The 23,015-nt window shown below is 65.5% G+C and carries 20 protein-coding genes and 2 tRNA genes; 9 read left to right on the top strand and 13 right to left on the bottom strand.

Translation table 11 applies throughout. The features are described 5' to 3' along the window. Positions 1-102: 102 nt before the first annotated feature. From DFR24_RS00750 to DFR24_RS00725, 6 genes are all read right to left on the bottom strand, one after another. Complete coding sequence (locus DFR24_RS00750; RefSeq protein WP_133879444.1) at positions 103-2,652, bottom strand: DUF1329 domain-containing protein; 2,550 nt, start codon at positions 2,650-2,652, stop codon at positions 103-105. Positions 2,653-2,779: 127 nt separating this feature from the next. Next, positions 2,780-3,514 carry an energy transducer TonB gene (locus DFR24_RS00745; protein WP_133879443.1) on the bottom strand — a complete coding sequence of 245 codons (735 nt, stop codon included), beginning with the start codon at positions 3,512-3,514 and terminating at the stop codon, positions 2,780-2,782. A gap of 29 nt (positions 3,515-3,543) precedes the next feature. Continuing rightward, positions 3,544-3,948, bottom strand: coding sequence for an ExbD/TolR family protein (locus DFR24_RS00740; protein ID WP_133879442.1), 405 nt, complete (start codon positions 3,946-3,948; stop codon positions 3,544-3,546). A gap of 142 nt (positions 3,949-4,090) precedes the next feature. Further along, the gene (locus tag DFR24_RS00735) at positions 4,091-4,630 is read right to left on the bottom strand and encodes a MotA/TolQ/ExbB proton channel family protein (protein ID WP_246051461.1); all 540 of its coding nucleotides are present in this window, start codon (positions 4,628-4,630) and stop codon (positions 4,091-4,093) included. After that, positions 4,623-5,975: a MotA/TolQ/ExbB proton channel family protein gene (locus DFR24_RS00730; protein ID WP_246051459.1), complete on the bottom strand. Its 1,353-nt coding sequence runs from the start codon at positions 5,973-5,975 to the stop codon at positions 4,623-4,625. The genes DFR24_RS00735 and DFR24_RS00730 overlap by 8 nt, the downstream gene beginning before the upstream one ends. Further along, positions 5,972-6,727 carry a DUF3450 domain-containing protein gene (locus tag DFR24_RS00725; RefSeq protein WP_133879441.1) on the bottom strand — a complete coding sequence of 252 codons (756 nt, stop codon included), beginning with the start codon at positions 6,725-6,727 and terminating at the stop codon, positions 5,972-5,974. The genes DFR24_RS00730 and DFR24_RS00725 overlap by 4 nt, the downstream gene beginning before the upstream one ends. A gap of 94 nt (positions 6,728-6,821) precedes the next feature. On the opposite strand from DFR24_RS00725, the gene DFR24_RS00720 reads away from it, so the two are divergent. Continuing rightward, a complete protein-coding gene (locus DFR24_RS00720) occupies positions 6,822-7,196 on the top strand; it encodes a rhodanese-like domain-containing protein (RefSeq protein WP_133879440.1) in 375 nt (124 codons plus the stop codon). Between the two features lie 71 nt (positions 7,197-7,267). Here the strand turns inward: DFR24_RS00720 and DFR24_RS00715 are convergent, their stop codons facing one another. Both DFR24_RS00715 and hrcA read right to left on the bottom strand, forming a co-directional pair. Further along, positions 7,268-7,963 (bottom strand): phosphoadenylyl-sulfate reductase, encoded by a 696-nt coding sequence (locus tag DFR24_RS00715; RefSeq protein WP_133879439.1) that lies wholly within the window; start codon positions 7,961-7,963, stop codon positions 7,268-7,270. 321 nt (positions 7,964-8,284) lie between these two features. Next, positions 8,285-9,325, bottom strand: coding sequence for a heat-inducible transcriptional repressor HrcA (hrcA, locus tag DFR24_RS00710; RefSeq protein WP_133879438.1), 1,041 nt, complete (start codon positions 9,323-9,325; stop codon positions 8,285-8,287). A gap of 120 nt (positions 9,326-9,445) precedes the next feature. On the opposite strand from hrcA, the gene DFR24_RS00705 reads away from it, so the two are divergent. Next, positions 9,446-10,339 (top strand): NAD(+) kinase, encoded by an 894-nt coding sequence (locus tag DFR24_RS00705; RefSeq protein ID WP_133879437.1) that lies wholly within the window; start codon positions 9,446-9,448, stop codon positions 10,337-10,339. Continuing rightward, a complete protein-coding gene (gene recN, locus DFR24_RS00700; protein ID WP_133879436.1) occupies positions 10,339-12,021 on the top strand; it encodes a DNA repair protein RecN in 1,683 nt (560 codons plus the stop codon). The genes DFR24_RS00705 and recN overlap by 1 nt, the downstream gene beginning before the upstream one ends. A gap of 108 nt (positions 12,022-12,129) precedes the next feature. On the opposite strand, the gene DFR24_RS00695 is transcribed toward recN, so the two are convergent. From DFR24_RS00695 to DFR24_RS00680, 4 genes are all read right to left on the bottom strand, one after another. Continuing rightward, entirely contained in the window at positions 12,130-12,921 is a 792-nt protein-coding gene (locus tag DFR24_RS00695; protein ID WP_133879435.1) for an SDR family NAD(P)-dependent oxidoreductase, read from the bottom strand. A 73-nt stretch (positions 12,922-12,994) separates the two neighbouring features. Next, positions 12,995-14,008 carry a class I fructose-bisphosphate aldolase gene (locus DFR24_RS00690; protein WP_133879434.1) on the bottom strand — a complete coding sequence of 338 codons (1,014 nt, stop codon included), beginning with the start codon at positions 14,006-14,008 and terminating at the stop codon, positions 12,995-12,997. Positions 14,009-14,128: 120 nt separating this feature from the next. Beyond that, positions 14,129-14,216, bottom strand: a tRNA-Ser gene (locus DFR24_RS00685). 40 nt (positions 14,217-14,256) lie between these two features. Further along, positions 14,257-14,332, bottom strand: a tRNA-Thr gene (locus DFR24_RS00680). Positions 14,333-14,597: 265 nt separating this feature from the next. Here DFR24_RS00680 and DFR24_RS00675 point away from each other — a divergent pair. Genes DFR24_RS00675 through DFR24_RS24790 form a run of 6 tightly spaced genes read left to right on the top strand, consistent with a single transcriptional unit; the run spans position 14,598 to position 22,502 of the window. Beyond that, the gene (locus DFR24_RS00675; RefSeq protein ID WP_133879433.1) at positions 14,598-15,140 is read left to right on the top strand and encodes a GspH/FimT family pseudopilin; all 543 of its coding nucleotides are present in this window, start codon (positions 14,598-14,600) and stop codon (positions 15,138-15,140) included. Further along, on the top strand, positions 15,137-15,766 hold the full coding sequence (gene pilV / locus DFR24_RS00670; protein WP_162850953.1) for a type IV pilus modification protein PilV: 630 nt from the start codon (positions 15,137-15,139) through the stop codon (positions 15,764-15,766). Before DFR24_RS00675 ends, pilV begins: the two co-directional genes overlap by 4 nt. After that, entirely contained in the window at positions 15,763-16,602 is an 840-nt protein-coding gene (locus DFR24_RS00665) for a PilW family protein (protein ID WP_133879431.1), read from the top strand. The genes pilV and DFR24_RS00665 overlap by 4 nt, the downstream gene beginning before the upstream one ends. 38 nt (positions 16,603-16,640) lie before the next feature. Continuing rightward, positions 16,641-17,111 (top strand): pilus assembly PilX family protein, encoded by a 471-nt coding sequence (locus tag DFR24_RS00660; RefSeq protein ID WP_162850952.1) that lies wholly within the window; start codon positions 16,641-16,643, stop codon positions 17,109-17,111. Positions 17,112-17,130: 19 nt separating this feature from the next. Then, positions 17,131-22,074: a PilC/PilY family type IV pilus protein gene (locus DFR24_RS00655; RefSeq protein ID WP_133879429.1), complete on the top strand. Its 4,944-nt coding sequence runs from the start codon at positions 17,131-17,133 to the stop codon at positions 22,072-22,074. A gap of 29 nt (positions 22,075-22,103) precedes the next feature. After that, positions 22,104-22,502 carry a type IV pilin protein gene (locus DFR24_RS24790; RefSeq protein WP_281280130.1) on the top strand — a complete coding sequence of 133 codons (399 nt, stop codon included), beginning with the start codon at positions 22,104-22,106 and terminating at the stop codon, positions 22,500-22,502. An 87-nt stretch (positions 22,503-22,589) separates the two neighbouring features. Here DFR24_RS24790 and DFR24_RS00645 read toward each other — a convergent pair whose 3' ends face one another. Then, positions 22,590-22,991, bottom strand: a complete 402-nt coding sequence (locus DFR24_RS00645) for a type IV pilin protein (protein ID WP_133881405.1) — start codon at positions 22,989-22,991, stop codon at positions 22,590-22,592. Positions 22,992-23,015 lie beyond the last annotated feature (24 nt).

Here is a 23,015-nt window from a genome sequence, read left to right as displayed (position 1 = left end):
TTCACCCGTAACCCGGGCGTTGAATTTCGCGAAGCCAAAGAGCGGGATGACGCTTGGTATTCGAGAGATCCCCGGGTTTAACCCGGGCTACACGGATTTTCGCTAGCGCAGGTACTGCGCCTCGACCGCCGCCGGATTGAACTCCGACTTCTTCATCGGCACGTCGTAGCGCGTCGGCGTCTCCTGTCCCACCAGGCGGCTCGCGAAGTAGCGGCCATCCTGCAGGTCGTAGGTGATCACCGGCAGACAGTTGGCGGCCAGCACGTCGTACAGCGGAATCAGATGCCCTTCCTGAAACCGCCACAGCTTCCCCGCGCGGTCGTAGTTCTCGACCAGCACGACGTTCCACGAATCCTCGTCGACATAGAACACGCGCTGTCCGAAGCTGTGCTTCTTGCCGCCGCGTTCGGTGGCCTCGACGACCCATACGCGATGCAGCTCGTAACGCGTGGCCTCCGGGTTGAAGAACTTCGGCGTCAGCAGGCTCGCGTAGCTGCGGCTGCCGTCCGAAAGCCGATAGCCGTTGTACGGCAGATAGAGCTCGCGCTTGCCGACGAGCTTCCACACGTAGCGATCGAACGCGCCGTTGTACATGTCGATCATGTCGACGAAGTACATGCCGTCGGTGGCCGGGAACGGCTGGTCGTAGCCCACCGGCGGTACGCGGAACAGCTTGCCCGTTCCCGGCGGCCCGACCCAGATCGCGCGCGCGTCCTTCTCGGAATTCGCCGTCTCGTGCGCCAGCGCCACGAAGTTGTTGATGCCCACGCCGGTGAAGCGCAGCAGGTAGTACAGCAGGATGTTCTGCGCGCTGATGTCCACCGGATCCGCGGTGTTGCCGTATCGGAAGAACACGCGCTCGTCGAGGCGCACGTCCAGCGTCTGCTTGCCGTCGGCACCGATGACGTACTGGCGGCTGCGCGCCTCGGCGGTATTGCCGCGATAGCGCGTGCGGTGATTCCACATCACTTCGACGCCGGACTGCGGCTTGGGGAACGGCACGCCGAGCTTGGCGCCCGTCAGTGCATCCGAGCCGGTGAGCTTGGCGCGACCGAGATTGGCCTGGCTCGCGTCGTAGATCGCCTGCGGATAGGCCACGCCGCGGCGCGTGACGTACACCGGCAGTCGATAGCCCGGATAGCGCGCCAGCAGTTGCTGATGCCCGATCGACAACAGCGGCTTGTACTCGCCCAGGTTGGCGGCGGTAATCGTGAACTGCGGCCGATCCGACGGATACGGATCGATCAGCCGCTGGCCCTTGGTGAAGCCGGCGGGCCACTGCGAAGGCGTCAGTCCGCCGGTCCACGGCGGTATCGAACCCGCGGCATTGCCGTCGCGCTCGGCGCCGATGGGCGTCAGTTCGCCGCTCGCGCTGCGCGCGGAGGCCACGGTGCCACGGGTCACGCCGGCCGATGCGACGACGGCGGCGTCGTTCGCCGGCAGGTTCACGCCGGGCCCGAGCAGGCGATGGCTCAAGGCCACATCGTCGGCTTCGCGCCGCGCGGCCTGTGCGGCCGATGCCAGCGCCTGCTCGCGCGCGCGTCCGGATTCGAGATAGGTGATCCAGTCCGACGCCAGCTTCTTCTGCGGTGCGAACTGCCCCGCATCGCGGAACGCGCCGAGCGCGCCGTCGATGTCCGCCAGCTGGTAGCGCGCCATCCCCAGGCTCATCAACAGCGGACCGTTCTTCCCGCCGAGCTGCAGCGCCTGGCTCAGCGCTTGCGCGGCGCGCGGGTAGTCCTCGCGTTCGAGGTGAAGCTGCGCCATCTGCTCGTACAGCTCACGCGACGGACGCACGACAACCAGGTCGTTGAGCACGACCAGCGCGAGCTTGGGTTCGCGCGCTCGAACCCACAGCGCGGCGAGCAGTTTCTGGTTGTCGACATTCTTCGGCAGCTGGCCGCCCTGCAGCCAGCCCTGCAGCACCGAACCCGCCTCGAACGGCGCGCCGATCTGTCCGGTCAGCGTGACCAGGCGCAGGCGATCTTCAGCGCTGGACAGATAGCCCAGACGGCTCGCGATCTCCATCGTGGCCTGCGCGCGCTCCTTGTTGCCCGCCTTCAGGTACAGCGCCGCCAGCTGCAGCCAAGCCTCGCGCTGCGCCGAATTTCCGCGCAACTGCTGTTCGAGCAATTTGGCCGCGTCGGCCTCCTGCCCCGCTCCGATCAGCGCCGCGACCAGCGCCTTGCGCCAGGTCGGATCTGGCTTGGGCGTGGCTGCGATGCCTTTCTGCAGCAGCGGCACGGCCTCCTTGTAGCGTTTGTTTTCCAGATAAGCCGCGCCGAGAGCCACGAAGATCTCGGGCGTTGCGCTACCGGACTTCACCAGCGCTTCGAGCTGAGGCACCTGCTGCTTGATGTCGCCCGTCGCCAAGGTCAGCGACGCAAGATCCTTCTTCATCATCTCCGCGGCCGGCCCCGACAGCGCGCCGAGCTTCACCGCTTCCTGCAGCAATCGCTGCGCTTCCTTGTAGTCCTTCTTCTCGACGGCGCTCGCCGCGAGGTCACGCAGCAGCATCGCGCGCGCGTAGGGGTCGGTCGTGGACTTGAGCAGCGTCGCGGGATCCTGCGACTTCGTCTGCTCGGGCGGCGCCGCGACTTCGCGCACCTCGCTCTTGTACTGCTCGGCGTGCGCGCAAAACGAGGCCAACATCAGCAGACCGACGCCCGCCAGGTAACCCGGACGAAGTCCGGGGCCTCGGTCGCACAAAGGGAGCCGGATCCGGGCCGCCCTCCCGGACTTCGTCCGGGCTACGGGTTGGGGCGCTGGTGCGTCCGGACTAATTCCAGTTGTACGCACAGTCTTCGTGGTTCATCGGCACGCGCTGCTTCACTTCGGCGGCCTTGCCGGTGGGTTCGTAGATCCAGTTCGTGATGCTCTCGACGGCCGCAGCCTCGAAGACGCCGCGCGGATCCGCATCGACGATGCGGATGTTCTGCACGCGGCCGTTGGGCATCACGATGAAGACCGCTTCGACCCAGCCGTTGAGCTTCTGCTTGCAGGCCCAGTCCGGCATCTGCGGGCGCGCCGTCGACAGCGGGGTCAGCGGCTTGCCCTTCCACCCGCCACCGCCGTATTCGCTGCCTCCCGCCCCTGCTCCGCTGCCGGCACCGCCGCTGCCGAATCCGCCGAACGAACCGGCCTTGCCCAGCGACAAACCCGAAGCGCCCAGTGCCACCGGCACGGCGATGTTGCCGACGGCGACCGGCTCGATCGCGAGCGTCGGAACATCGAGCGCCGGCAGGTCGGGCCGGCCGAGCGCCGGAGGCGCGGCCGGCGGAGGCGGCGGCGCGTTCTCCAGCGTCTTCATGACGTCCTTGGGCTGCTCGGACGGCGGCTCCACGCGCGCGATGTCGATCGCGTCGAGCACACGCTGCGGCCCGAGACCCTCACCTTCGGGCCCGCGAATGATCCAGCCGAGCAGCAGGAACAAGAGCGCGGTCAGCAACAGCCCGAGCAGGGGCAGAACGACCCAGCGGACGCCGGCCTGCTCCTGCTGGGTGGCAATGCTCATGAATGCGTGGGGAGCCCGATCGCCGTGATCTATCGGGGCGTGGCCGCGATCGAAACATCCGGCACGCCGGCCAGCCGCGCCTGGTCCATCGCCTCGACCATCAGGCCCGCGCGCGCATCCTGGTCGGCCTGGATGACGACGACCGCCTTGGGCTTGTCGCGGCGCATGCGCTCGATCTCCGTGCGCAGGCGACGGATGTCGACGTGCTCGCGGTTGATCCAGATCTCGTTCTGCGCGGAGATCGCCACGAAGATGCTGGTCTTGTCCTCCTGCGTCGCGGTCTTGGCCGACGGCTTGTTCACGCGGATGCCGGACTCCTGCACGAACGCGGCCGCGATGATGAAGAAGATCAGCAGGTTCATGACGAAGTCGAGCATCGGCGCGAGGTCGATGCCGGTGTCTTCGGGCGGCGGGTTGTGACGGCGGAATTTCATGTGCGCGCACTCCGGGCCGACGGTCCCTCACCACCAGCCCCACTCCCCACGGAAGAAGAAAGCAGAAACCCTCTCCCACGGGGAGAGGGAGGCGCGAAGCGCCGGGTGAGGGAGAGCGTGGCAACTGAGATCGTCATCCCGTTCAACCCGGCGCAATCAAATCATTCAGCCGCTCGGCCTCGACCCGCACGCGCGAAGCGAACAGGTTCGAGAAGAACAGTCCGATCACGCTGACCACCAGCCCCGTCATCGTCGCGATCATCGCGTGCGAGATGCCGTCGGCCATCGCGCGCGTATCGCCGCCCCGGCTCATGGCCATCGCATCGAAGACCTGCAGCATGCCCATCACGGTGCCCAGCAGCCCGAGCAGCGGCGCCATCGGCACCATCACCTTGATGATCGGCAGGCCCGACTCCAGACCCACGCGCAGCTGCGAGATCAGCGCGATGCGGATGCGCTGGGCGGTCCACGAATGCCGCTCGCCGCGCGCGTTCCACTGCGCCAGCGCGGCTGCGCGTGCCTTCGGATAGATGCGCCACAGGTACCACGCGCGCTCGAGCGCCACGGTGATCAGCACCGCGCAGGCGCCGAGGATCCAGCGCGTCACCCAGCCGCCGGAATCAAGGAAGTCGCCGAGCGTGTCGTACTGGATGGCGAACGACTCGACGACCAGATCAAGCACGTGTCGCCCCGGCGGATTCGAGCCGCTGCGCCAGCAAACCCGCCGCCTGCTCGTCGAGGATCTGCGTCAGCGTGCGTGAGCGCGCCATCAGGAAGCTGTTCACGAACAACAGAGGAATCGCGATCATCAGGCCGAGCACCGTCGCGATCATCGCCTGCGAGATGCCGCCGGCCATCAGCTTGGGATCGCCGGCGCCGACCTCGGTGATGACCTGGAACGTGATGATCATGCCGATCACCGTGCCGAGCAGGCCCAGCAGCGGGCCCGCGGCGACGATCATGCGCAGCAGCGACTGGAAGCGTTCGAGCTTCGGCGTTTCGCGCAGCACCGCCTCGGACAGACGCGTCTCGAGAATCTCCGGATCCTGCGTGGTGTCGCCGCGAAGACTCGCCAGCACACGACCCAGCGGATTGTCTTCGCGCGGCTGCCCGACATTGCCGAGCTGTCGGCGCACGCGGATGCCGACCAGCAGCAGGTAGACGAATTGCCAGGCCGCGAGCACGGCGCCGAGCACACCGATGGCGATGATCACGTAGCCGACGAGGCCGCCCTGGTGGACGCGCTCGGCCACCGTCGGACGTTCGGCGATCAGCCGCAGCAGATCGCCGCGCGACGGATCGATGACGACCGGGTGGACGCCCTCCTTGGCCTCGCTGAAATCACGCGCGAGGCCGCCGTGACCTTCGGGCTGCCGCGCCAGCAATGCTAGGCGTCCGGTGTCCGGCTGCAGGCTCAGGTAGCCGTCGGCGGTCAGCGCGGTGAAGAGCCCGACGCGAACGACATCGACCTTCTCCTTTTCGCCGAGCGCATCGACGATCTCGGCCGGGAAGCGCGCCACGCGTCCGCTCTCCGCGGCTTCCTGCGCATACAGGAACCACAGCTTCTCGAGGTCCTGGACGCTCGGAATTTCTCCGGCCTGCGCAATGCGGTCGAGGAAGCCGATGCGATCCGGAAACTGTGCGGTCACCAGCGACCCGGCGACCTGGCCGCGGAACTCGCCTGCCGATTGCGCGATGGCCGCGTACATCTGACCGGTGTCGCCGACCCGTTCGGTGAGCCGCTTCTTGAGCTCCGCGATCTCGCCCTGCCCGGCTGCGAAACGTGCCTTGGCCTGGTTGGCGCGCGCATTGGCGGCGGCGAAATCACTCTCGGCCTTGCCGAGCAGCGCCGCCTGTTCATTCTTGTTGCGAAGAAAACGCTGCTCGCGTTCCGCATTGAGCTGCGACGCCTGCTGCGAGCCCTGCTGGATCTGCTTGAGCAGCTCATCCATGCCCTTCTGCTGGGCCAGCGCCGGCGTGGCGCCGAACACCAGCATCAGGGCCGCCCACGCATGCAGACCCTTCACGAGCCCGCCCTCGGCGCGGGCATCGGCAGCCGCAACAGATCCGGCGCCGCGGTCTCACGCGCCATGCGCAAGCCGTGGCGGATTTCGCTGACGTGCTCGTGCGGCAGCTCGACCCACTTCTTCTGCTCGGCGTCCCAGGCGCCGGCCTGCTTGCCGTCCGCGCTCAGGTAGAACATCGCCGTGCGGCCGACGCGCAGCACATCGACCGTGCGGTTCTCGACTTCCATCCGCTCGGCGCCCAGCGAGCGGCCGTACTCGGCTTCCAGCTGCCAGGCTTCGAGGACGCGCTTGAACTTGTCCGCGTTGTTCGCGCCCGGATCGCCCATCAGCTTCTTGACCGACTCGAGCCGCTCGCGACGCTCGGTGGCAAGGAACGGCAGGTCCAGCGCGATGAACTTCTCCAGCCCCTCGACCATGCGCAGCATCAGCGGCAGCAGCTCGCGCTCGGTGCGTTCCATCTCGTCGATCTGGCGGTTCAACGAAGCCTTCTCGGCGTCCTGTGCGGAGACCAGCTCGCCCAGCTGGTTGGCGTAGACGGTGAGCTGCTGGGCCTGCCAGCTCGCCGAACGGTAGCGGTCCAGCATCGCGCGCGTCTGATCGTCGAGCTTGTCGATCTTGTCCTGCGAGGCGCGCGAGGCGCGGTTGGACTCGACCGTGGCGTCGATCGCCTTGCCCATCGGATCGGTCTGGGCCACCGCAGTGCCGAGCGCGGTGATGAGCAATGCACACGTCCAGCCTCGCCTGAATTTCATGCGCACCGTTTCTTGTCTCCTCGTTCGGGGCATCTTGCCCACCCCACGCCGTTAAAATCCACCCACCGAACGGACTAGAACCGGAGAGCGTTCCATGGCGGCAGCAGCCCATTCACCCGGATTTCTCGCGCTGGTCGAAGCGGCGCGACGCGAGGTACGCGAAATTTCCGCTGCCGACCTGCGCGGCGAGCTCGAGGCGCGCAAGACCGCAGCGCTGATCGACGTGCGCGAAGAGAGCGAGTACGCCGCGGGCCATGTGCAGGGCGCAGAGCATCTGGGCAAGGGCGTCATCGAGCGCGACATCGAAACGCGACATCCCGATCGCGCGCAGCCGCTCTATCTGTATTGCGGCGGCGGATTCCGGTCCGCACTGGCGGCGCAGAACCTGCAGAGGATGGGCTACACGCAGGTCACGAGCGTGGACGGCGGATGGAAGGCGCTGAAGGACCTGCTGCCGACCACACGGTAGCCCGGGTGAAGCCCGGGGCGGTTCGTCACCTTTCGTAAAAGCTCCCGGGTTTCACCCGGGCTACGGGGGCGTCAGGTGTGCAGCCCGCACTCGGTCTTCGGCTTGCCGAGCCAACGACCGGCCCGGCCTTCGCCCGGCACGGTGCAGTGGGTGCATCCGATCGACTGATAGCCCTTGGCCACCAACGGGTGGAACGGCAGCTTGTGATCGCGGATGTAGGTGTCGCGCTCTTCGCGCGTCACGTCGATCATCGGGTTGAACTTGATCATGCCGCGGCGGATTTCGAAGATCGGCAGGCCGGCGCGGTGGTCCGTCTGCCAGTGCATCAGGCTCGACACCCAGACGTGGAAATTGGGCTTGACCGCTTCCAGCGGCTCGACCTTGTTCACCGAGCAGCAGAAGTCGGGGTCCTTGAGATAGGTCTGTTCCTGCTGCGTGAACTGGTGCTTCCAGTCCTCGGCCCTGATGTCCACGACCTTGAGCTTGAACAGGTCGACGAGGTAGTCGCGGTAGGCGACCGTTTCCGGGAAGTGGTAGCCAGTGTCGATGAAATGGACGACCTGGTCCGGCCGGATCGTCGACACGATGTGCAGAAAATAGGCCGAGGTCGCCGCGAACGAGGACGTGAACATGACCTTTTCCGGCGCGAAATCCAGATAGAGCTGGCGCAGGCGCTGCTCGAAGTTCAGCGGCGCGTAGCGCTCGTTGAGCTCCTGGATCTGGGCTTCACTCAGCCCGGCGAAGGTGGGCGCTTTTTCCATGGTCATGTGGGTATAACCGGCCCTGGTTGGCCGCCGGTGCCTGCATATCGATTGGGTCGAACAGTTTATGGGTCCGGTGTTTTTCCTCTCAATGTCAGAGGGTCAAATTCCAGAAACGATATAAGTAAATTCCATTTTCGGAAATTGCGCGCTTCGCGCGACGAGGGACGGGAAATCGGCGGCTGCCGTTCCTTCTCCCGCAGGGAGAAGGTGCCCCGAAGGGGCGGATGAGGGAGAGTCTATCGATTGGAGACCTCAGGCCAGGGGAAAGACTCTCCCTCCCCCCCGGCCCCTCTCCCTGTGGGAGAGGGGAGCACCGCGATGCCTTCAGCGGTCTTCGCTGAGGCCGGCCGTCAGCAGCCGGGCCGTCTGGTTCACCAGCGGGATGATCCGGCTGTAGGCCATGCGCGTTGGTCCGATGACCCCGAGCCGGCCGGCGACCTGTCCATTGAAGTAGTACGGCGCCGTCACGACGCTGACCTCGTCGAGCACCCGGTAGCCCGACTCCTCGCCGATGAAGATCTGCACGCCGTCGGCATTGAGGCACTGGTCGAACAGGTTCAGCAGTTCGCGCTTGCGGTCCAGGATCTCGAACAGGCCACGCAGGCGAATCACGTCGCCGAGTTCCTGGAAGCCCATCAGGTTGGCGCCGCCGGCGAGCACGTAGTCGCCCCGAGGGATCTCGTCGTCCACCGCCTGAGCCGCCATGGCGGCGGCTTCGCGCAGGACGATGTTCACGCGATTCTGCGCGTCCTGCGCCTCGTCGAGCAGCGCGCGCCGCAGACCCACCAGGTCACGACCCGCGAATGTCTCGTTGAGCGCGTTCGCGTAGTGCTCGAGTTCGTCGGCGCCGTAGGAACGATCCGTGTGGATGACCCGGTTCTGCACTTCGCGCTGGTTGACCACCAGGATCGCGAGCACGCGGTTTCCGGACAGCGGAAGGAATTCGATGCGCCGCAGGATCGACAGGTTGCGGCGCGGCAGGGTGACCACACCGGCCATCGCGGTGAGCCGGGACAGCAAACTCGACGCGGCCTGCATCAGGTCGTCGGTCTTGCGCGGCGGGCCGGCCAGCGTCTCGGCGATCTGCATCTGCTCGGCGTCGCCCAGCCGCTCCGGCGTCAGCAACTGGTCGATGAAATATCGATAGCCGCGCGCGGTCGGCACGCGACCGGCCGAGGTGTGCGGCGAGACCACGAAGCCGAGTTCATCGAGATCCGCCATCACGTTGCGGATCGTAGCCGGCGACAGGTCCAGCGATCCCGCGCGCGACAGCGTGCGCGAACCCACCGGCTGTCCGTCGTGGATATAGCGCTCCACCAGCAGCTTCAGAAGCTCGGCGGCGCGGGGGTCGAGCGGGGTCGACATCGGGGACGTGTGGAGCGAAAGGTCGGTCCGACGCTAGGGGTCCTGTTTTGTCGTGTCAAGGAGGGTCGAAACCAGGGGCCGAGCGTGTACAGTGCTCGGGCCACACTGGTCGACCGGTCCATGAAACCTTTCCGTGTCGTCGGCGTCATCGGGAAGCGCCGCGAACCCAACATAGAACTGCTGCGCGAGGTCTGCGCGACGCTACGTCGCCTGGGCTGCGACGTGCTGATCGAAGACAACGCCGCGTTCGGCAGCAGCGAACTCGCGACGCGCGTCGACCGCGACCAGCTCGCGCAGCGCTGCGAGCTGATCGTGGTCGTCGGCGGCGACGGCACGCTGCTCGACGCCGGCCGTACGCTGGCCGCCACGCACAAGCCCTTGCTCGGCATCAACCAGGGCCGCCTCGGATTCATGGTGGACGTGCCCCCCGAATCGATGCACGAGGGTCTCGCGGCGGTCATCGGCGGCGACTACGTCACCGAAGAGCGCCTGCTGCTGTCGGCCAGCGTAGAGCGCGGCGGATCGCGCGACGGCGGCACGCGCCTGGCCGTCAACGACGTCGTCATCCGCAACCAGGCGACGATCCGCATGATCGAGTTCGAAACCTGGCTGGACCGCGAATTCATCAGCAACCACCGCGCGGACGGCATGATCATCGCGTCGCCCACCGGCTCCACGGCGTACGCGCTGTCCGGCGGCGGTCCCCTGCTCCACCCGAGCCTGTCGGCGATCGCGCTGGTGCCGATCTGTCCGCACACGCTGTCGGATCGCCCGATCGTCGTCGACGGCCAGCGCCCGATCCGCATCGTCATCCGCGGCGTCGATCGCGCGCAGGCCATGGTCACGTTCGACGGGCAGACCAGCGAGACGCTGGAGCCGGGCGACGTCGTGGAGGTGAGCCGCGCGGCGCACCCGCTGAGCCTGATCCATCCGGTCGGCTACAGCTACTTCCGCATCCTGCGCGACAAGCTGCGCTGGGGTAGCGGTCCTTCTTCGGCGCACGAACGAGTCTGATGCTCGAACAGTTGCAGATCCGCAACCTCGCGACCATCGAGGCGTTGACGCTCGAACTGGAACCGGGTTTCACCGTGCTCAGTGGCGAGACCGGAGCAGGCAAGTCGATCCTGATCGATGCCCTGGGACTGGTCCTGGGGACTCGTGCCGATCCCGCGCTGGTGCGTGGCGGCAGCGATCGCGCCGACATCACGGCAAGCTTTCGCATCGAGAAGAATTCTTCGGCTGCGCAGTGGCTCGAGGAGAGCGCGCTGACCGACGAGAGCGACCCCACCCAGTGCCTGGTGCGACGCGTCCTGCAGAGCGAAGGCCGTGCGCGCGCGTTCGTGAACGGCACGGCGGTGGCGGCCGGCTCGCTGCGCGAACTCGGCGAGCGGCTGATCGATGTGTACGGCCAGAACGAGAGCCACAGCCTGCGGCTGCCCGACGTGCAGCGCCAGATGCTTGATGGATACGGCGGACTCGCCGACCTCGTGCGCGAAGTCGCCGCGCGCGCGGCCGAGTGGCAGGCACTCGAGGAAGAAATCGAGCGTACGCGACAAGCTGCTGCGCGCGATCCCGCGCAGATCGAACTGCTGCGCCACCAGGTTCGTGAACTCGACGCGCTGGGCCTGAAGCCGAACGAAGTCGGCGACATCGCCGACGAGCACAAGCGCCTGGCCAACGGCGGACGGCTGATGCAGGACGGCGGTGCGGTGCAGGAACAGCTCTACGGCGGCGACGGTGCGGCGCACGACCAGCTCTCCGCGAGCCTGGGAACGCTTCGAACGCTGTCCGCGCTGCACGCCGGCTTCGCCGACGTGGAGTCCCTGGTCGAATCGGCGCAGACCCAGGTCCGCGAAGCCGCGGATACGCTGCGTCGTCTGCTCGACAAGCTCGACCTGGACCCGCAGCGTCTGGTCGAAGTCGAAGCACGCATGGCCGCGATCCACGATCTGGCGCGCAAGCATCGCGTGCGTTCCGAGGAACTGCCGTCGCGACTCGATGCCCTGCGCGTTGAACTCGACGAAGCCGAAGCGGCCGGCGGGCGCGTCGACGTGCTGCTCGCGAAACAGGCGGCCGTGCTGAGCGCTTATCGCGACAGCGCGCAGAAGCTCGGCAAGGCGCGTCGAAAGTGCGCAACCAGATACGGTGAGTCGGTGAGCGCGCGCGTCCGCGAGCTGGGCATGCCCAATGCGCGATTCGAAGTGCGCATCGAGGCCGCCAATCGCAAACGCCCGAGCGCGATCGGCGAGGACGATCTCTGCTTCGACTTCAGCGCCAATCCCGGCCAGCCGCCGCGCCCGTTGGCGAAAGTGGCCTCCGGTGGCGAGTTGTCACGCGTGTCGCTCGCGTTGCAAGTGGTGGCGCAACAGGACGGCGGTGCCCCGACGATGATCTTCGACGAGGTCGATGCCGGCATCGGCGGCGCGGTGGCGGAGTCGGTCGGCAACCAGTTGCGCGCGCTCGGCAAGCACCGACAGGTCTTGTGCGTGACTCATCTCGGGCAGGTCGCGGCCTGCGCGCAGCAGCACCTGGCGGTCGCCAAGTCGGTGAAGGGAAACCAGACCTACACGAACGTGGAGCCACTCGACGCGAAGGCCCGCGTAACCGAACTCGCCCGCATGATCGGCGGCAAGAGCACGACCGCCGCGAGCGAGGCGATGGCGCGCGAGCTGCTCAAGTCGGCGCAGAAGGGCTAGATCCCGTAGCCCGGGTGCAACCCGGGGTTGTCTCTCCAATTGATGACGCAAAGCCCGAGTTTTCATCGGTTGTCGGAGTGGCAATCCCGGGTTGCACCCGGGCTACGGTCAGGTCACCTTGGCTCGACCGATCGCGTATCGCACGAGGCCCGGCGCGTAGCGCTTCAAGCGCACCAGCATCGCCTCCTTGGTCCCGACGAACGCCTCGTCACGATCCCGCTCCACCGCCCGCCACGTCTGGCGCGCGCATTCGTCAGGCGCCATGCCGCGTTCGGTGGCCGGATCCATTTTCCCGTGCAAGCCGCCGCCGGCCGTGATCGCATTGACCGACACCTGCGTGCGGATGAATCCGGGGCAGATCAGCGTGACCTTCACGCCGTCACGCCACAGTTCGGCGCGCGCCGCGTCGTAGAACCCGTGCAGCGCGTGCTTGGCCGCCGAGTATCCCGAGCGCAACGGCGTGCCGAGGTAGGCGACGACCGAGCTGATCACGACCAGGTGCCCGGATTTTCGCGCCACCATGCCGGGCAGCACGGCCTTGCTCAGCGCCACGCAGGCGAAGAAATCGAGCTCCAGGATGCGGCGGTAGACCTCCATCGAGGTGTCGAGCACGAGGCCGCGCTGCGAGATGCCGGCATTGTTGACCAGCAGATCCACCGGGCCGAAGAAGGACGCAGCTGCCAACGCCGTCGCGTCCGCATCGAAGGCGGTCAGGTCGACCGGCAGGATCGCGACGCGGTCCGGATGGGCACACGCGGCGCGCACGCGCTGCAGCTCCGGCTCGCGACGTGCGCTGAGGACCAGCTTCGCGCCCTTGCGCGACGCTTCGATCGCCATCGCCTCGCCGATACCGGAGCTCGCCCCGGTGATCCAGACCACCTTGTCGCGCAACTGCGTCATGCCGCCCTCCAGAAACGAGAAGGCCCGCGGGTCGGGGGTGCCGACACGCGGGCCTGAAAAAGCGAAGCGGAGATCAGGCCTTTTCGAGGCTCTTGTCCCACTTTCCGAGGGCCGCGAGGCCGTTCATCCTGGCGCGGTGCAGGTGGGCAGCCTTGCCGGCTTCCACGTTCTTGCCGCCCCAGGCCTTCTGCGCCGCCGCCTGCAGCGCGCGGCCGTAGGAGAAGGTCAGCTTCCAGGGCAGGTTGCCGATCTTGTTCATCGCATCGAGATGGGCTGTCGCCAGTTCGTCCGCCTGTCCGCCCGACAGGAAGGCGATGCCGGGCACCGCGCTGGGGACGCAACGACGCAGCACGCGCAGGGTGCGCTCGGCCACTTCGGCGACGCCGGCCTGCGTCGGGCACTTGATGCCCGAGACGATCATGTTCGGCTTGAGGATGATTCCTTCCAGCAGCACGTTCTGGAAATAGAGCTGCTGGAACGTCTCCTTGAGGATCCAGGTCGTGACTTCTTCATTGACCTCGGCGGTGTTGTCGCCGTCCATCAGCACTTCGGGCTCGACGATGGGGACGATGCCCGCTTCCTGGCACAGCGCGGCGTAGCGGCCGAGCGCGTGCGCATTGGACTGGATCGCGTTGTAGCTGGGCGCGCCGTTGCCGATGGTGATCAACGCGCGCCACTTGGCAAAGCGGGCGCCGGCTTCGCGGTACTTCACGAGGCGCTCGCGCAGGCCGTCGAGGCCCTCGGTGATGGTTTCTTCAGGCTTGCCGAACGGCAGCGGCTTGGCGCCGGCGTCCACCTTGATGCCCGGAATCACGCCCTTGGAGGCGAGCAGCTTCGGAAACGGCTGGCCGGCGAGGCTGGACTGGAACAGGGTCTCCTCGAACAGGATCACGCCCGACGTGTGCTTTTCGAAGTCCGGCGTCGTGAACAGCAGGTCACGGTAGGCCTGGCGGTTCGGCTCCGTGTTCTCGACGCCGATCTTGTCGAAGCGCTTCTTGATGGTGCCGGTGGACTCGTCGGCGGCCAGCAGGCCGCGACCCGGCGCAACCATGGCCTGGGCGGTTTCTTGAAGGGTGTTCTGGTTCATCGAGGACCTCGATCAGTGAAGGTTGGCGAAGAGGGAGGGATTTCCCTCCGGGTCCGGGCACGGATGCGCCGCCCAAAACCCCTCCCACTGACATCAAACGTGCCTGGGGCCCGGCAAGGATGGCGGAGAGGGAGGGATTCGAACCCCCGGAACCTTGCGGTTCAGCGGTTTTCAAGACCGCCGCAATCGACCACTCTGCCACCTCTCCGCGGAAAGACGGCCAAAAGCACCAAGGTATTGACTGAAGCTGGTGCCGGGAACAGGAATCGAACCTGCGACCTACGCATTACGAATGCGCCGCTCTACCAACTGAGCTATCCCGGCGGGGGCGCGATTATAGGTTTTTGAATAGTCGCAAACAATCGTCTTCGTCGAGATCGGCTCGAATCGGCCGTTCATCCCGCCGACCCGCCTCCCGCTCGGGCGCCGGCTTAGATTCCCTGGGTTGGCGCAAATGTGATCAGTCGCACATGGCCTTGCCCGCTCATCCGGCGGACGAGCGGAGGCTTTTTGCCGTTCATCGGTCGGCATGTACCACTGGTCCCCATCCGAAAAGTGAACCGGTGGTCACCCCGTAGTTTGCAAGGTCATGAAGAAGCAATTTGCATTCACGCTGATCGAGATGATGGTGACGGTCGCCATCGCGGGGGTGCTGTTGGCGATTGCCATTCCGAGTTTCAGCGCCGTCGTCAGCAATGGTCGCCTGTCGGGCCGGGCCAATGAAATGGTCGCTGCGATTTCTTTTGCGCGAAGCGAGGCCATAAAGCGAGGCCGGCCGGTCACGCTTTGTCGCAGTGCGAACGCCGGGTCCGGAGCCGAATCGGGCTGGATATGCGAGACCGGAGGCGGTGGGTGGGAAAACGGGTGGTTCGTGTTCGAAGACACCAACAGCAACGGCGCCGCGGACACCGGTGAAGCGAGGCTGCGCGGAAAAGGCGACTTCGGGACAGCGGCCTACACGATGCGGGGCAACACCAACGTCGCCGACAGGATCACTTTCACAGACCAGGGGATGTCGCCGGGTTTCAACGGAACCTTCACGGTTTGCGATACGCACAGGCGAGTCGCCAGGCAGATCGTCGTGGTGGTCACGGGTCGTTCGCTTCCCCCTACCGCAGGAACTTGTTCGTGAAAACGTTCGTAGCCCAATCGGTGGAAGGTCGTGGATTCAGCCTGATCGAAGTGCTGATTGCGGTCGCCGTCCTCGCCATCGGCCTGCTCGCTGTTGCCGCGCTGCAGATCCAGGGGGTAAGACAGAACTTCGATTCATACGCCCGATCGCAGGCGGTCATGCTCGCCAATGACTATATCGAGCGGATGTATGCGAACCGCCCCGGGGTGCTGAACAACGACTACACGGGTTTCGACTCGGCCGCAGTCGTATGCGGGACCGCCCCGACCACCATCTGTGGCACGCAGAGCGACGTTCCTACTCCCGCTCTTTGCGACACGGCCGCCTTGGCCCAGTACGACCAATACATCGTGGCCTGCGGATACGCCGCAGCCAGTGCACCCGGCGGAAGGGTCGGCGGCGTCCAGAACCTTCTGCTGAATGGACGAATGAGGGTGGATTGTCTCGACGCCACCACGCCGGGAGCGGCGGTGCCCCCCCCCTGCCCTGCTGGTGCCCGCTATCGCGTCGTCATGACTTGGAGTGAACAGATAAAAAACGCCAGCAATCGTTCTAGCGTGGTTAATCCAGATGACAATCCAAATGATGTGATCACGCAAGACTTGGCACTGACCATCCAGCCATGAGCGCGCGACTTCCTTTCCGCTGGACGACCAACAAGGGCTTCACGCTTATCGAACTCATGATTGCCCTGGTGCTCGGGCTGGTCGTGGTTCTCGTCGTGGGCCAGATCTATGTTTCCGGGCGCCAGTCTTACAGGACGCAAACCGGCTTCGGCGGCATGCAAGAGAACGGTCGATTCGCGCTGTTCTTCCTGCAGCGCGACATTCGCATGGCGGGCTTCCCGCGCGAGCAGGGTCCTGGCGGGGCGTTATCGGGAGTGCTGGCCGGCTTCAATACAGTGCAGACCACGGATGGCGGCACGGGCGGCTCCGACCAGATCGAAGTCCAATACAACTCGTTCGGAACCGTCGTGAATGTCGACGGCGTGCCTGCGGGTCTTCAGGCCCAAGTCACCGAGAACAACACTTTCGCCAACAGTGGCCGCGATTGTCTCGGAGCTGCAGCGGGAGCCACCGTGATCAATCGTTACTGGGTCGCCAATGGCAACCTGATGTGCCTAGGAAACGGCGACCTCACAAATCCCCAGCCGATCATCTCCGGTGTCGAATCCATGCAGATCTTGTACGGAGTCGATACCGACGAGGACCTCGTGCCGAACGTCTATCGTCGTGCCGATCAGGTCGGCGGCGGCTGGCCCAATGTCGTCGCGGTGCGCGTGGGTCTGCTTCTGAATTCTCAGGAGCCGGTTTACGAAAGCCCGGACACGACGTGGTACGCGGTTCTCGACGCGGCCCCTCTACAAGCAAGCGACATCACGACCACTCCGCTGGACGAGCGGCTGTTCGCACGCCGGGTCTTCGTCACCACCATCATGATCCGCAACCGGACGAACATATGAGGCGATATCCCGTTCCGACGGCTCAGCGCGGTGTCGCCTTGGCGGTCGGCCTGATCTTCCTGGTGATCATCACGATCATGGGGCTGGCGGCCATCCGCGTGACCTCGTCGCAGACGCTTCAGGCGGCCAACTATCAGTTCAAGACCGTCACGTTTCAGGGCGCGGAGTCCGCTATCCGACGGGTGATGGCCGAAGTCCGCGGAGAAGTTGCTGCGCCTGCCGGGGAAACAAACATTCTGGTCGCGGCCGTCAACGCGACGGACCTGGCGGGCCGGCCGACCCGCAGCGTGGATATCGTGCCGCCGTACCTCACGGCCGGCGCGGTTACGAGCGTCGCCTTCCTGACCTCCGACAACCCTGACGGAAGCGGGCCGCCGCTCGAGAACTTCTCGCTCAAAGGCGATACGACGGCCTATCGCTTCACGATTCGCGCCACCAGCACCCTGCGCAACACCAACGCAGCGTCCGATCACCAACAGGGCCTAGCCCGCATCGCACCCAGGCCGTAACTCGGCAAGGTCGCAACCCATGAATACCGTCTCGCCCTCCCGCAACCTCGCTATCCGGCTCTCCACGCTGATCCTGGGCCTCGTCCTGGGTTCGGGAACGGGACAGGTCGTCGCCGACGACACCGAGATCTTCTTCCCGGATGTGGTCATCCAGGACGACGACTCCGTGGTGCGTCCGAATCTGCTGTTCCTGATGGACACGTCAGGCTCGATGGCAGATACCGATGACGTTGGAATTTCCCGTCTGCAGCGCATGAAGGATGCGCTCACGCTGGTGATCAACAGCCTGGGCGCCAACATCAACGTCGGGCTCGGGCGCCTGTCCGGAAGCGAAGGCGGTGCCATCCTGTTCCCGACCGCGGACCTTGAAGCGGCCGCGAGCGATGTCGATACGAGCTTGCGTGAATCCATCGATCTGTCGAACTCACCCGCCAGCAGCGGCGGCGAGGCCTACCAGAACGGCTCCACCGTGACGCTCGGTCCTGCGGCCGCCAACCAGGTCTTGCTGGTCGGCAGCCGCGGCGCCACCACGCCGGTCACGGCCACGTACGTGATCAACGCGGTGAAGAACGAGGCCGAACAGTACTCCGACAACGCCGTCGACTCGGATGCCGGAGCAGGCACCCGCCAGAGCGCCGATATCGAACTGGCTCGTATCGGCGATGGCACGCCCAACAAGACCACGCGCTACGTGGGTCTGCGCTTCGAAGGTGTTGCGCTGCCCACCGATGCCACCGTCACCAGCGCCAAGATCGTCTTCACCTGCGACGTGACGAACCAGACCACCGATGCGAGCGCCAACATCGTCGTCTACGGCCAGAACAACGACGACTCGCTCGCGTTCGACACCACGACCAGCGGCGTCTGGAACCGCGCCCGCACCACCGCTTCGGTGAACTGGAAGCCCACCGGTGCCGCGGGCCGTTGCACCTCCACGAATTCGTCCATCGAGACGCCCGACCTGAGCACGATCGTGACAGCCGTCCGCGGCCGAGCGGGCTGGGTCAACGGCAACGCGATGACGTTCCTGCTCGATCTGCCCACCGAGGGCACCAGCACCGCCCGCCGAACCGTCAAGGCGTTCCAGGGTGGCAGCAACACCTTGGCGCCACGCCTGCAACTCACCTACACGACGTCGCAAACGGCCAACCAGATGTTCGGCCTGCGCTTCGACAACGTCATGATTCCGCGCGGCGTTGCCCTCACGTCGGCGCGCATCCAGTTCCGCGGCCTGCCGGGCATCAACCCGGGTCGTACGCAGGCCGGCGGCGCGCTGGCCGTGCAGATCGGTGTCACCTCGGCGTCCACAGCCTTCACCACCGGCGCCAACGCCGTCTCCAACGCAACCACTGGGACCGAACTGACGTGGAATGTGCCGGTGATGCCAGCGGGTGTGGGCACCATCGATACGCCCAGCCTCGTCAGCCTGATCGGCGCCCGCACTTCGCAGTCGGACTGGTGTGGCGGTCATTCGATGAACTTCACGTTCAAGGTCACCGGTACGCCGGCAGGCCTGCGCGCGTTCGCAACCGGTGTTGTCGCCGGCAATGGCCCGACGCTGTCCTTCAGTTATAGCGACGGCGACGCCGCTCTCGACAACAGCTGCACGACCCGATCGACCAGTCGCCAGATCACGGCGAGCGAGAACGACGCCAACGAACAAGCCAGCAACGGCGCGCTGACCGTCAACGCCAATCCGACCGTACTGGGACTCAGCGGCTCCAACGCGCAGATCGTCGGCCTGCGTTTCGACACGCTGCAGGTTCCTGCAGGGTCTCGCATCCTGTCGGCCTACGTCGAATTCACGGCCAACTCCTCGGACAGCACGACGTTGCCGTTGCGAATCACCGGCCAGAGCACGGCCAGTGCGGCACCCTTCGTCACCGGCCTGAACAACATCAGCAACCGGCGCTCGAGCTTCGGTACGGCAGCCACCGTGAGCTGGAGTCCGGAAGCCTGGACGTCCGGCACCCTGTACCGAACGCCAGACCTGTCGACCATCGTCCAGGAAATCGTCAACCGTACCGACTGGGTCAATGGCAATGCCCTGGCCCTGATCATCGATGCGCCCAGCGCGACCGGCAGCAACAACCGGCGGCGCCCGCGCTCCTACGACACCGGAGCTTCCAGTGCGCCTCGCCTCGTCATCACGGCAGAGATGCCGACCGCGCGACTCAAGGTTCGCGAATACCTGAAGAAACTCATCGCCGACTTCCCGGCCAACGGCAACACGCCGGTGCCTGAACTGCTGTACGAGGCCGCCCAGTACTGGCGCGGCGGCGCGGCGTACTTCGGCAAGACTCGCGGCGACGGCAACGTCACGCCGGACAGCGACGGGTTCTCGACATCATCTGCGCATCGGATCAGCGGCCGCGCAACCTTCACCGCGCCGCCGACGATCGTCACGCCAGCCGGCTGCACCGCGGCCGACCCGGGCGCCGCGGAGTGTGCCGACGAAAGGATCACCAATAACGCGATCTACAAGTCGCCGTTCACCGATCTGGCATGCTCCACGAACGCGCAGATCCTGCTGTCCGACGGTCAGCCGAACAACACGCAGGCCAGTTCGGTCACGTTGATTCGCAACAACCTGCTCAACAACGCAGCCTGTGCAAGCTCTGGCGACCCGGCTTGCGCAACGGACATTGCGGCGCTGCTGCGCAACAACGACCAGTCGAGCACGCTCAATGGGACTCAGACCGTCACGACGTACACCGTCGGCCTGGCGGATCTTTCCAGCGCCGCGTTCCTGCGCTCGGTCGCGACGGCCGGCGGTGGATCCTTCTTTGCGGCCAACTCCACGGATGATCTGGTCAACGCCTTCAGCAGCATCGTCCAGCGCATCCTCGACATTCCGACCACGTTCGTGGCACCGGCGGTCAGCGTCAACTCGTTCAATCGACTGACAGACCGCAACGAGATCTACTTCGCGCTGTTCCGTCCCAAGCTGGAAACGCGCTGGGAGGGCAACTTCAAGCGCTACAAGATCGGCCCTGGTGCCGACGGCAAGGGAACGGTCCTGGACGTCAACAATGCCGTGGCCGTGGATTCCGGTACCGGCTTCTTCCGCGATTCGGCCCGCAGCTTCTGGAGCACCACCGCGGACGGAAACAACGTCGGCGAAGGCGGCATCCTCGACAAGTTCCCGGCCTCTCGCACGGTGTACACCAACACTGGAACGGCTTCGGCTTTGAATGCAGGACCGGCTGCGGCACCCACCGCGGTCACGCTCTCGGCCACCGCAAATTCGATGGTTACCACCAATACCGCGGTGACCAAGGCCTTGCTCGGCGACAGCACGATGCCCGACGGCGATCGCACGAACATCATCAATTACGCGCGCGGCATCGATGCACTCGACGATGATCAGGACGGCTCGACGACCGATGCCCGGTACGCGTTCGGCGATCCGCTGCATTCCGAACCGGCGCTGGTCACGTACGGAGGCACCGAAGCTGCGCCCGATATCACGGCGTTCGTCGGAACGAACGAAGGCGGTTTGCATGCCATCAACGCTCAGACGGGCGTGGAACTGTGGTCTTTCATTCCCCAAGAACTGCTGCCGAACCTGCGCCGGTATGCTTACAACACTGGTAACTACAGCAACCGGCCTTACGGTGTTGACGGACCAATCACGACGCTGTTCCGGGACAGCGCGGGAAAGCATTATTCGTTCTTCGCGTCTGGCCGTTCCGTACTGCTCTACTTCGGCCTTCGCATGGGGGGTCGCCAGTATTACGCGATGGACGTCACCACCCGTACCGCTCCCACGTTGAAATGGGTGATCCGCGGAGGCGGCACCGGTTTGTATCGCGAGCTCGGCCAGAGCTGGGGTCGTGCAGTCCCGGCCCGCATTACCGTCAACGGCGCGGTGCGCAGCGTGATCGTGCTCTCGGGTGGGTATGACATCAAGCAGGATCTAGAAGATGTCCCGACGGCCGACTCCATGGGACGAGCCGTGTTCATCGTGGATGCCAACACCGGCGAGCGCATCTGGTGGGGCGGGAAGAATCCTGGCGATGGCAACGGCGCTCCGGATCTCGCCGTGACGACGATGCAGTACTCCATCCCCGGAACGCCCGCTGTCATCGACCTCGACGGCGACGGATTATCCGACCGCATCTACGTAGCAGACACGGGTGGTCAGATCTTCCGCATCGATCTGAACCCGGCCAACAGCGGCGCGGCCAACCTGGCGACAGCAACGCGCATCGCGACGCTGGGCGGCACGACGCTCGCCACCGCCCGCCGGTTCTACCAATCTCCGGACGTCACCATCACCCGTGCGCCCGGCTCCTCCACGCGCTATCTCTCGATCGCCATCGGGTCGGGCTATCGAGGCCATCCGTTGGAGACGCAGACGGAGGAGCGTTTCTATGTCCTGCGGGATCCAGACGTGGCCAAGTCCGCAACATCGCTGCCGACCCGCATCGGGACCAGCGGGTCCATCACCAACGCCAATCTCTACGACGCGACGACCAACGCCATCGGCTCGACCAACGAAACGACGGCTCAAGCAGCCAAGGTGACGCTCAACAACGCCGATGGTTTCTATGTCCGGCTGCAGGAAACCAGCAACGCGCAAGTTGGTGAAAAGGTGCTGTCGGACGCGCAGACGTTCGACGGACAGGTGCTGTTCACCACGTTCACGCCTGCGGCGCGTTCGACCGGTCAGAACTGCCGGGCTTCGTCGGGCCTTTCGAGGTTCTACCTATTCAGCATCATCGATGGCCAGCCCGTGCAGAACTTCGACGAAGTTGGCGATCCCAATGAGTTGACGCAGACGGATCGCTATACCGAACTCGCTCAAGGCGGCTTGTCTCCGACGCCTGTCATCTTGTTTCCGGATCTCACGAGCACGACCGGCAACCTGCCCAACAACGCGCTCGTCTGCTCCGGTACGGAGTGCCTGGAACTGTTCAATCTGGGCACGGAGAAGACCTATTGGATCAAGCGCCAGTGAGAACACGGACCATGCGGGAAAGAGCGCGTGTGAAATCGGCCGGATTCAATTTGATCGAGTTGATGATCGTGGTCTCGATCGTCGGAATCCTCGCAGCGATCGCGTATCCGTCCTATCGGGAGAGCGTCCGCAAGGGAAATCGGACCGATGCGCAGGCGGCCTTGACCGGCCTGGCCGCCGTCATGGAGCGCGATTTCCTCCGGAACAACGGCTATCGGGACGTCATTACCGCAGGGCTGTATCCCGCCCGTGTGCCGCTTGAGTCTGGCGCCCAGACCTATGCTCTCAGCATCACGTCCACAGCGACGACCTACACGCTCAGTGCAGCGCCGTCAGGGGGGCAATCAGGAGACCGCTGCGGAACCCTGACGCTCGCTTCCAGCGGCGCCCAAGGTCCGACGACACCTGTTGATTGCTGGAGACGTTAGAGGGGCTTCCAGCTGGGCCGCGAATCTCGCGGCCCGGTGAATGTCACTCGGCGCTGCTGGCCGGAAATCGCACACGGCCACCGCCGGTCACCAACACCCAACGGGCGATCGCACCCTGCTCTGATCGATCTGCAACAGCGAGCACATCACCCCATCCTGGCGATCGTGCTCCTGACCCTGACCTGCAACAGCCTCGGCCCGAACCTTGAAAGTGGTCGACGTGCTGTCGACGACCTCGATGCGGTAGTAGCGCGCCGATCGATCCTGCGGCCCCGCCGCACCGATATCCGCCGCCGTCGTCGCGTATTCCGGGTGGTCCGCACGCCAGCGCTCCTGCCGCAGTGCCGCTTCGAGCAGCACCGCTTGCACTTCGGCACGCCGCGACTTGCGCACCACGCCTTGATACGAAGGTAGGGCCAGGCTCGCGAGCACGGCCGCCACTGCCAGCACGATCGCAAGTTCGACGAGTGTGAATCCTCTGCGACGCATGGATGACGCCTCCCTAGCGGCTCT

This window comes from Panacagrimonas perspica (genome assembly GCF_004364935.1).
Taxonomy (GTDB): domain Bacteria; phylum Pseudomonadota; class Gammaproteobacteria; order Nevskiales; family Nevskiaceae; genus Panacagrimonas; species Panacagrimonas perspica.
The sequence above is the reverse complement of the archived record's forward strand: the minus strand, read 5'-3'. Positions and strand labels throughout refer to the sequence as shown.

Coding starts and splice junctions, on each gene's coding strand:
- DFR24_RS00750 (WP_133879444.1), bottom strand. CDS start 2,652: ATGTTGGCCTCGTTTTGCGCGCACGCCGAGCAGTACAAGAGCGAGGTG.
- DFR24_RS00745 (WP_133879443.1), bottom strand. CDS start 3,514: ATGAGCATTGCCACCCAGCAGGAGCAGGCCGGCGTCCGCTGGGTCGTT.
- DFR24_RS00740 (WP_133879442.1), bottom strand. CDS start 3,948: ATGAAATTCCGCCGTCACAACCCGCCGCCCGAAGACACCGGCATCGAC.
- DFR24_RS00725 (WP_133879441.1), bottom strand. CDS start 6,727: ATGAAATTCAGGCGAGGCTGGACGTGTGCATTGCTCATCACCGCGCTC.
- DFR24_RS00720 (WP_133879440.1), top strand. CDS start 6,822: ATGGCGGCAGCAGCCCATTCACCCGGATTTCTCGCGCTGGTCGAAGCG.
- DFR24_RS00715 (WP_133879439.1), bottom strand. CDS start 7,963: ATGACCATGGAAAAAGCGCCCACCTTCGCCGGGCTGAGTGAAGCCCAG.
- hrcA (WP_133879438.1), bottom strand. CDS start 9,325: ATGTCGACCCCGCTCGACCCCCGCGCCGCCGAGCTTCTGAAGCTGCTG.
- DFR24_RS00705 (WP_133879437.1), top strand. CDS start 9,446: ATGAAACCTTTCCGTGTCGTCGGCGTCATCGGGAAGCGCCGCGAACCC.
- recN (WP_133879436.1), top strand. CDS start 10,339: ATGCTCGAACAGTTGCAGATCCGCAACCTCGCGACCATCGAGGCGTTG.
- DFR24_RS00695 (WP_133879435.1), bottom strand. CDS start 12,921: ATGACGCAGTTGCGCGACAAGGTGGTCTGGATCACCGGGGCGAGCTCC.
- DFR24_RS00690 (WP_133879434.1), bottom strand. CDS start 14,008: ATGAACCAGAACACCCTTCAAGAAACCGCCCAGGCCATGGTTGCGCCG.
- DFR24_RS00675 (WP_133879433.1), top strand. CDS start 14,598: ATGAAGAAGCAATTTGCATTCACGCTGATCGAGATGATGGTGACGGTC.
- DFR24_RS00665 (WP_133879431.1), top strand. CDS start 15,763: ATGAGCGCGCGACTTCCTTTCCGCTGGACGACCAACAAGGGCTTCACG.
- DFR24_RS00655 (WP_133879429.1), top strand. CDS start 17,131: ATGAATACCGTCTCGCCCTCCCGCAACCTCGCTATCCGGCTCTCCACG.
- DFR24_RS00645 (WP_133881405.1), bottom strand. CDS start 22,991: ATGCGTCGCAGAGGATTCACACTCGTCGAACTTGCGATCGTGCTGGCA.